This window comes from Streptococcus parasanguinis, assembly GCF_009717775.1.
Lineage (GTDB): Bacteria > Bacillota > Bacilli > Lactobacillales > Streptococcaceae > Streptococcus > Streptococcus parasanguinis_AG.
Window position 1 is genome coordinate 118,059 of the sequence record NZ_WMZF01000007.1, and the last position, 9,048, is coordinate 127,106.

Annotated in this window: 7 protein-coding genes; 2 read left to right on the forward strand and 5 right to left on the reverse strand. The window is 40.6% G+C overall.

All coding sequences use genetic code 11. From position 1 onward, the window contains the following. Positions 1 to 11: 11 nt before the first annotated feature. The 4 genes from pgfS to GMC92_RS08450 form a co-directional block, all read right to left on the reverse strand. On the reverse strand, positions 12 to 971 hold the full coding sequence (gene pgfS / locus GMC92_RS08435; RefSeq protein ID WP_155200159.1) for a glycosyltransferase PgfS: 960 nt from the start codon (positions 969 to 971) through the stop codon (positions 12 to 14). A gap of 70 nt (positions 972 to 1,041) precedes the next feature. Further along, positions 1,042 to 3,024, reverse strand: a complete 1,983-nt coding sequence (locus tag GMC92_RS08440) for an Ig-like domain-containing protein (protein ID WP_155200160.1) — start codon at positions 3,022 to 3,024, stop codon at positions 1,042 to 1,044. 162 nt (positions 3,025 to 3,186) lie between these two features. Then, positions 3,187 to 5,190: a DUF2079 domain-containing protein gene (locus tag GMC92_RS08445; RefSeq protein WP_155200161.1), complete on the reverse strand. Its 2,004-nt coding sequence runs from the start codon at positions 5,188 to 5,190 to the stop codon at positions 3,187 to 3,189. Positions 5,191 to 5,304: 114 nt separating this feature from the next. Beyond that, positions 5,305 to 5,994 carry a gamma-glutamyl-gamma-aminobutyrate hydrolase family protein gene (locus GMC92_RS08450; RefSeq protein WP_003002057.1) on the reverse strand — a complete coding sequence of 230 codons (690 nt, stop codon included), beginning with the start codon at positions 5,992 to 5,994 and terminating at the stop codon, positions 5,305 to 5,307. Between the two features lie 272 nt (positions 5,995 to 6,266). Here GMC92_RS08450 and GMC92_RS08455 point away from each other — a divergent pair, with 272 nt between their 5' ends. Beyond that, positions 6,267 to 7,283: an NAD(P)H-dependent glycerol-3-phosphate dehydrogenase gene (locus GMC92_RS08455; RefSeq protein WP_037608137.1), complete on the forward strand. Its 1,017-nt coding sequence runs from the start codon at positions 6,267 to 6,269 to the stop codon at positions 7,281 to 7,283. A gap of 45 nt (positions 7,284 to 7,328) precedes the next feature. Then, positions 7,329 to 8,237 carry a UTP--glucose-1-phosphate uridylyltransferase GalU gene (galU, locus tag GMC92_RS08460; RefSeq protein WP_023919781.1) on the forward strand — a complete coding sequence of 303 codons (909 nt, stop codon included), beginning with the start codon at positions 7,329 to 7,331 and terminating at the stop codon, positions 8,235 to 8,237. 64 nt (positions 8,238 to 8,301) lie between these two features. Here the strand turns inward: galU and GMC92_RS10880 are convergent. Next, positions 8,302 to 9,048 (reverse strand): LPXTG cell wall anchor domain-containing protein (locus GMC92_RS10880; protein ID WP_241672898.1); only part of this gene is annotated, 747 nt, incomplete at its 5' end.

The window sequence follows — 9,048 nt, forward strand, 5'->3', positions numbered from 1 at the left end:
TCCTATCTTCTTTAGCCGATATGATTTTTCTTCGCTTGTTCGATATTGGTCTCTTCAATGATGAAATGAGGACGACGCTTCACTTCGTAATAGATCTTGCCAATATACTCTCCAAGAATTCCGATGAAGATGAGTTGAACTCCGCTAAATAATATAATAGCCGCAATCGTTGTGAAATAACCACTCACATAATTCCCAGCAGCGAAGATATATTTCATCAACTCAAACACTAGATATAATAGAGCCAGCCCTAAACAGATGAAACCGAATTGAATACAAACACGGAGAGGACGATCATTAAAAGAAATAATTCCTTGAATCGCATAATTCAAAGATTTCTTAAAACCAAACTTGCTCTTTCCAGCCTTACGGGTTTCATTCTTATAAGGAATTACTTTCTCTTTAAAACCAATCCATTCATACAAACCTTTATTAAAGCGATTATACTCTGGCATTGACACAAAGGCTTCCATGGCTTTTCGGCTAAGCAGTCTTAATTCCGATTTCCCGTCTGTTAGGTGAACATCCATGGAGCGGTTTGACAAGAAGTAAAACAAACGTGCAAAGGAACTTCCTACAAAAGATTCCCCTTCACGAGTTCGTTGGCCACTAACAATATCATAGCCTTCATTATAAGCTTCTAAGAATAAGGGAATCAAGTATGGTGGATGCTGGAGATCCCCGTCCATGACCATCACCGCATCCCCACTGGCATATTTAAAACCAGCCAAGATACCACTCTCTCGTCCAAAATTTCGACTGAAACGGATATATTTGATGCGGTCGTTTTCTCTTGCAAATTCTTCAATCAACTCAAAGGTTTTGTCACTACTTCCATCATCGATATAGAGAATTTCATAATCAGAGAGCTCTTTTCCTAACATTTTCTCAAGCTGATTAGAAATTTCACGATGGGTTTGAGGAAGTACCAGCTCCTCATTCAAGAGGGTTATTAAGATTGATAATTTCATCCCTATTCTCCATAATACATTCCCAAAAAAGAGAGAGCTCATGCTCTCCCCTTATATAGAAACTCATTGTTTATTTAATAGACAATTTTCGTTTCAATACGACTGCACCTGCTAACACAAAGGCTCCTGAGAATACAAATCCAGTTGCTGCAACTTCACCTGTATTAGGAAGAAGCGCTTTACGCCCTCCTCCATTGTTTCCACCTTTTGGTCCTGGTTTTCCAGTTGTGGTCGTCGTGGTTGATTCTTCACTTCCTGGAGTCACCGGTTTCTCTGGTGTTGTCGTTGTGGTGGTTGTTGTCGGCTCTTCTGTTGTTGTGGTTGTAGTTGTTATTGGCTCTACAGTAGTCGTCGTAGTCGTTGACTCTCCTGTTGTTGTGGTTGAAGTAGTCGCCGGCTCTTCTGTTGTTGTAGTTGAAGTAGTCGTCGGCTCTTCTGTTGTAGTAGTTGAAGTAGTCGTCGGCTCTTCTGTTGTTGTAGTTGTAGTAGTCGTCGGCTCTTCTGTTGTCGTAGTTGTAGTAGTCGTTGGCTCTGCAGTAGTCGTCGTTGTGGTTGTAGTCGTTGGCTCTTCTGTTGTCGTAGTTGAAGTAGTCGTCGGCTCTGCAGTAGTCGTTGAGGTTGTCGTTGGCTCTGCAGTAGTTGTTGTAGTTGTTGTTGGCTCTGGAGTTGTTGTTGTAGTTGTTGTTGGCTCCGTAGTTGTTGTTGTTGTTGGTTCTGCAGTAGTTGTTGTAGTTGTTGTTGGCTCTGCAGTAGTTGTTGTAGTTGTCGTTGTCGTGGTTGTTGTAGTTGTTGTGGTTGTCTTTTGGTCTACAATGGTCTTAGATACTGGTGTTTTTGGTGTTTTAAATTCACCAGCTTCAACAACAGTATCTGCTGCCAAGTCATAACCTGCTGGCGCTTGGATTTCTTTGATGATATATTTGTCACGCAAGATGTTCTTAACAGTAAATTCACCCTTCGCATCTGATTCGAATTCACCAATAACTTGACCAGTTGCCTGACGAACAACTTGGAATTTTGCACCTTTAAGAGGTCCGTTTTGCTCGTCTACCTTAGTGACCTTGATACTGAATTCGTAACCAATCCCTTCACCACCAGCAATTTGGATTTTCACTGTACTGTTTGATGCGTATTCATCCTTATTGCTTCCCTTAATAGTAGCTTGGTTAAGAATTTTTTCACCATCAACAACAGTATAGTTCACATCTGCCGAATATTCAATTGCAAATTGGTCGTCTGCAGCAATGTTACCTAGGTTGATCGTAAATGAATTTCCATTAATATTTACTTTATAGTCAGCTGTAACATCTTTTGCGTTCTTGAGTACCCATTTACCATTGGTATATTCCCAAGTTCCTTTTTTAATCTTGAAGCTTCCTTGTTTGTATGTGATACCTGCTGATTTCAAGGTATCTGTAACAACAGCATCGTTGATAACTTCGTTGGTTCTATTTACAGAAATTCGAAAGCCAAGCTCTTTGTTGCCTGCTTCGCTCCAACCTGATTTAATGATAGAGTAGCGGTTTCCTCCACCAATTGTCCCACTTGTAACTTTACCAGTGAATTTCAATTTATCATTTACAGAGACTTTAACCGGAACTTCTCCATCATTTGGAGATTTCACTTTATTGACTTGAGCGTAGAAGAAAAATGAACCGGATACATCGTCTTTTGTTTCTACATATTTTGTAAAGGTCAAGATAATTTTACCAGTAGCTGCATCAACTTTTGCCTTGGCAACCAAGTTATCACTTGGATCTTTAATCTCAAAATCCTGTGATTTGATATCAATTGGTGAGTCGATTTTAACCTCTGTTGTGTCTCCGGCTTTGACTGTTCCTCTTTTCCCGATAGCAAATTTTGCATTCAGACGGAAAGTGTCAAATCGTCCAACCGGTCCTGTCAATTCTCCACCTTGATCATTTTGAATCTTGACTTCCGTAATCACATCGACTTTTTTAGACGTTTCCGCCTGTACAGTTTTAGAAAAAAGTGTCAATGACACAATCAATAGCGAACAAACTATTGACAAAAAAACTGCTAACTTTTTCATTTTTTCTCCCTTTCCAGACTTATTTTTTATAAATCAACGCATATAATATAGCAAAACATAGTGAAGAAGTCAAGGTTATTGAACAAAAAATCCATCTTTTGTAGATTTAAGGGCTATTTGGCTTGTGAATTTATTCTAAATAACCCTCCCTCTTTCAAACAGTTATTTTTCCAGAATCAGCACATCTTTAGTAGATAAGTTACTTTCTTTATACCCTGATTCCTTATAGAGGTTTAGAGTGGCTGTTTCAGAATAGCCATTTTTTTCCTCTTGCATTTCCCTTGGAACTACCACTATGTCAATCTTAGAATCAAGCTTTTTGTCATTATGGTAGAAAATATCATACAATTTTTCATGGCTGCGAAGACTCGGCGTATAGCCACCTGCTGCCAAGACCGCTTTATCTTTAGGGATGGCCTGCAAGGTCTTTTCGAGCCCATCAAAATAGTCTTTGCGTGTTTGATAGTATTGGATTTCAAAACTCCAATTATGCGTGAAACTATATAGAATGGCGCTTGAAAAAATGATGGAAGAAGCTAGTAGAGCCACCAATACATTATCTGATGCCGACTGGTTCTTGCTTAATTGATCGATAGACAATAAAGCCATCAAAAATAGAAGCGTGACCGAACCATAGCTATACTGAAAACCAATATCATATTGGTAAGGCCAATCCATCAATAAATTAATGAGAAAAAGAGGCAACATCAGAAAATAGGTAGACCAACGTCGCTGAATCAGTGGTAAAAAGCTAAAAGGAAATAGGACCAAAAAGAGGTAACCAAGTCGTTTCGCTGTAAATAAACTTCCCAAAACATAAAGCGGATTTAGGACTACATTTTTCACAACCATCAGGAGGCCGTTTTCGCCACTTAATAATAGATTATTGTATCGAGAAACCATAGCTCCCTCGCCATATCTTGCTAAGAGGAACATGGCAAGTGCAAAATAAAGTATTGGCAAGGCAAACAGGCTGACATACAACCACTTTTTAAACTTGGCCTCGAATGTAAAACGATGTTGAAACGCAAAATAAAGTCCTAAGGACAGCACGTAGACAAAGGCATCCTCTTTCACAAAAAGGAGCAACAAGGTGAACAAGATAGTTCTTCCACGCCACTGAGAAATCAGGCTGTAGAACAACCAAAGTATCAATGGAGGCAAAAAACAATTTTCATGCAAATGGAATCCACCACTCGTTGTCATGACCGGAGTCACAAAAAAGAGGGCAAGCACGAGCGGCGTCATGACTTTTGGCAATTGTATTTTCTTTAGGATCAAACAAAGCGGGATAACTGCAGAAAAGACAATCACTGTTTGAGCGATATCCAATGTTTCCACATAAGGAAATAGCATATAAAAGGGCAAGATCAAATAATAAATCGGAGAAATATGGACTCCGAAATGCGATAAGGCCCTATCTCTTTCGAGGGTGGTAACTTGTGAAAAATCATGTCTCATTCTCTCAAACATCTGTGAAAAGATTCCAATATCAAAGGAAGAGACCGCATTGGCTTTAATCTTATAATAGGCAACAATCGATAGATAGAGCACATAGAAAATACCACCGATTAGTGTCACCACTGTGAGTCTTCGAACCCAGGTTTCATTAACTTTAGCCAAAGAAACCTTGGAGAGAAGAAAACCGATCAGGACGGCAACGAGGACAGCTACTAATACTGGCCAAATCAAAGTGGGTAACTTCGATTCAGAAATCGTAAACGTAAAGATTCCCAGTTCCTTATCTTGAAGATTGGCACTGGTTTGTAGCAACAATTTCGGAAAAGACAAGACATCTACCGCTAAGAAGATATAAGCGATTTTTTCTTTTCCTAAATAAAAATATAGAAACAAGACCAGTGAGAGCAACACTAGGCCCAATGACATAAAGAGACTCGGACTTTTCAAAATAGAAATAAATAGGATACCTGCCGCGAACCAGAGATTCAATTTTTGTATGCAGATATACTTCTTGCTCTCCGTCAAAAACCAAAGAATAGGATAACTAATGAACAAAGCAAGGACCGTATGGGTCCATCCTACTTTACCAAGTTCTAGAAATAATTCCTTTGTTGAAAAACTTAATAGATTGACCATCATGGCCACAAAATAAGAACCTAGAAGCAACCATAAATAGTTAAGGTTCATTGTCTTAGCAAGTTTCATTTCTATCAATACCTCCCAATTGTAGTTCCTATTCTAGCACAAAACCCTTACTATTTCTAGATAGTAATAACCATACTAAAAGAGAGGCTGATACCAGTCCAACCTCTCTTTTTCTTATAATTCCTGTAATAAATAACGGAAGAGTTCTAAATTCCCTTTTTCTTCATTGACCAAATATTCTGGATGCCACTGCAAGCCCATAATCCGATGGCCATCTACTGCTTCAATCGCTTCGATGGTGTGATCACGCGGATCAAAGGCAGTCGCACGGAAATTTGGTGCAAGATCCTTGATACTTTGACGGTGAACGGAATTGATTCGACTGGCCTGACCAAAGAGTTGCTCCACCACACTACCTTTTTTAGTTTCGATAGAATGGGAAGTCCCAAACGGAAGTCCTTGCCAATGTCCCTCGATCTCTTGATTGAGTGTCCCTCCAAAAGCTACATTGATCAACTGAACCCCGCGGCAGATTCCTAGAACCGGTTTGTTTTGGCGAACTGCTTCCTTTAGTAGGGCAAGCTCAAATTGATCGCGTTCGATATTGTAATCATCGCTTTCGATGGTTTTTTCTTCGCCATAGAGACTAGGATCGACATTTTGGCCTCCACTTAAGATCAATTTGTCAATCGTTTCAACATAATCCTTAACCAAGGAAGGATCTCCCATCGGGATGACCATTGGAAGTCCACCTGCTTGACGGATCCCTTCCGCAAATTGACTAGACACGGAGGAATGAAGGTTTTTCCCTTCCGGGTCAACCGGACAGAGATTAGCGGATACTCCAACAATTGTTCTGCACATATTCATTCCTCCTTCATTTTAACTACTACTTATCTTACCACCCATTAGTGATAGTGTCTAATATGTATTTTTTAAAACCGTGATAGATTTTATTTATCACCCTCACCTTCCTCACAAAACAATTGATGATCATACAAGTTTTTTTACCTATATTATGTTAAAATAGAGAGGAAAATAGAATCGTCCTTCAAGGCACACATTAGGCCGTTTCGAAGGCGCAAGCGCTAGATTCCTAGCCTTGTTGAAAAATAGACATAGAAATGGAAGATACAATGGAAAAACAAACCGTTGCAGTATTGGGTCCTGGTTCATGGGGAACAGCCCTTTCACAAGTCCTCAATGATAACGGCCATGAAGTCCGTCTCTGGGGAAATATCCAAGAACAAATCGATGAAATCAATACCGCTCATACCAATCAACGCTATTTCAAAGACATCGTTATTAGCGATCAAATTACCGCTACGACTGATCTGAAAGCTGCCTTGGACGGAGTAGACGCTATCCTTTTTGTAGTTCCTACAAAGGTGACCCGCTTGGTCGCAAAACAAGTCGCTGAAACACTAGATCACCCTGTAACAGTGATGCACGCTTCTAAAGGGCTAGAACCTGGTACACACGATCGGATTTCTCAAATCCTTGAAGAAGAAATTCCTGCTTCTCTTCGCAGCGAGGTAGTGGTCGTTTCTGGACCAAGTCATGCAGAGGAGACCATCGTACGGGATATCACCCTCATTACAGCAGCCTCAAAAGATTTAGAAGCGGCTCGCTATGTTCAAGAACTCTTTAGCAATCACTACTTCCGCCTCTATACCAATACAGATGTTATCGGAGTGGAAACTGCTGGAGCCTTGAAGAATATCATCGCGGTCGGAGCTGGAGCCCTGCACGGTCTTGGTTATGGTGACAATGCCAAAGCAGCCATCATCACGCGCGGTCTCGCTGAAATCACGCGCCTTGGCGTTAAGCTCGGAGCTAGCCCATTGACCTATAGCGGTCTGTCTGGGGTTGGTGACCTGATCGTTACCGGAACTTCTGTTCACTCTCGCAACTGGCGAGCTGGGGATGCTCTCGGACGTGGCGAAAAACTGGAAGACATCGAAGCCAACATGGGCATGATCATTGAAGGGATCTCTACGACCAAAGTTGCCCATGAACTGGCGCAAGAATTGGATGTCTACATGCCGATTACACAGGCTATTTACCAAGTCATCTACGAAGGAAAAGATATCCGCGAAGCCATCCACCACATGATGAGCAATGAATTTAAAGAAGAAAACGAGTGGAAATAAGTCAACCACTCTAACATCAATCCTACCTTTTAGAAAGGAAACTATATGACTAAAGTTAGAAAAGCAGTCATTCCTGCGGCTGGTTTGGGGACACGCTTCCTCCCAGCTACCAAAGCTTTGGCAAAGGAAATGTTGCCAATCGTTGACAAACCTACGATCCAATTCATCGTAGAAGAGGCTCTGAAATCTGGAATTGAGGAAATTCTTGTCGTAACAGGGAAGGCCAAACGTTCGATCGAAGACCATTTCGATTCTAACTTTGAATTGGAATACAACCTCGAGCAAAAAGGTAAGACTGACTTACTCAAGTTGGTCAATGATACAACAGCGATCAATCTTCATTTCATCCGCCAAAGTCACCCTCGAGGTTTAGGAGACGCTGTTCTGCAGGCGAAAGCTTTTGTTGGAAATGAGCCTTTCGTCGTCATGTTGGGAGATGACCTGATGGACATCACCAATGATGATGCCTTGCCATTGACCAAACAATTGATGAACGACTACGATGAAACCCATGCATCCACTATCGCTGTGATGGAAGTCCCTCACGAAGAGGTTTCTTCTTACGGTGTGATCGCACCTCAAGGAGAGGGCATCAATGGTCTTTATAGCGTTGAAACTTTTGTCGAAAAACCAGCTCCAGAAGATGCACCGAGTGATCTCGCCATCATTGGCCGCTACCTCTTGACTCCTGAGATCTTTGATATTCTTGCAAATCAAGAACCAGGTGCTGGTAATGAAATTCAATTGACGGATGCGATCGACACCCTCAATAAGACCCAACGAGTCTTTGCCCGTGAATTTAAAGGCCAACGCTACGATGTAGGTGACAAGTTTGGTTTTATGAAAACATCGATTGATTATGCTTTGAAGCATCCACAGGTTAAAGAGGATCTCAAACAGTATATCATTGATCTTGGAAAACAATTAGAAGAATCTGAACAAACTGCAGACTAAAAAAGAAGGAAGAGAGATTTCATTCTCACTTCCTTTTTTTGTTATATATTATGAACTGTATCGTTTAATGAGTTCTACGTTTTTCGATGTAGTAGCCAAATCCAAAAACTATTAAAAGAACTCCGCCTACCATTGTCGCAATGGAAATACTTTGACCGGTTGATGGTAATTTTTTCTCACCTTTCTTCTCTTCAATTTTTGCTGCAGATTTATAAACTACACCATAAGTTGAGAAATGAGAGGTTGTAAATGTTACGGCTGACTTATCTTCATTTAGTTGGAATTGGAAGGACTCCAATTGACCATTTTCACCGATACCATAAACTGCTTCTACTTCTTTTTGGCTATTTACTGGAATGGTCACAACAGTTGGACTAATTTGATGTACAGGATTATTTTGGTTCGATAATTGAATATTATATGCCTTGTAATCTTTACCAGCTAGTTCTTTGACATCTTTCAAAACTTCAACAAGGAGACTATAGCCACCTTGAGCAAAATCAGGGTTTTGCAAAACGATATCTGTTGCTTGGTCTACTAAAATATATGAATTTGTTGGTAAAACTGGGCGACCAACGGTACTAACACTGTTACTGTTTGTAGGAACAATAGTAGTTGAACTACTTGGTGTTGTTTCTTCCTTGCTTGGTTCCGTACTTGCTTCGGTGCTTGGTGTCGTTTCTTCCTTGCTTGGTTCTGTACTTGCTTCGGTGCTTGGTTTCGTTTCTTCCTTGCTTGGTTCTGTACTTGACTCTGTGCTTGGCTTCGTTTCTTCCTTGCTTGGTTCTGTACTTGACTCTGTGCTTGGCTT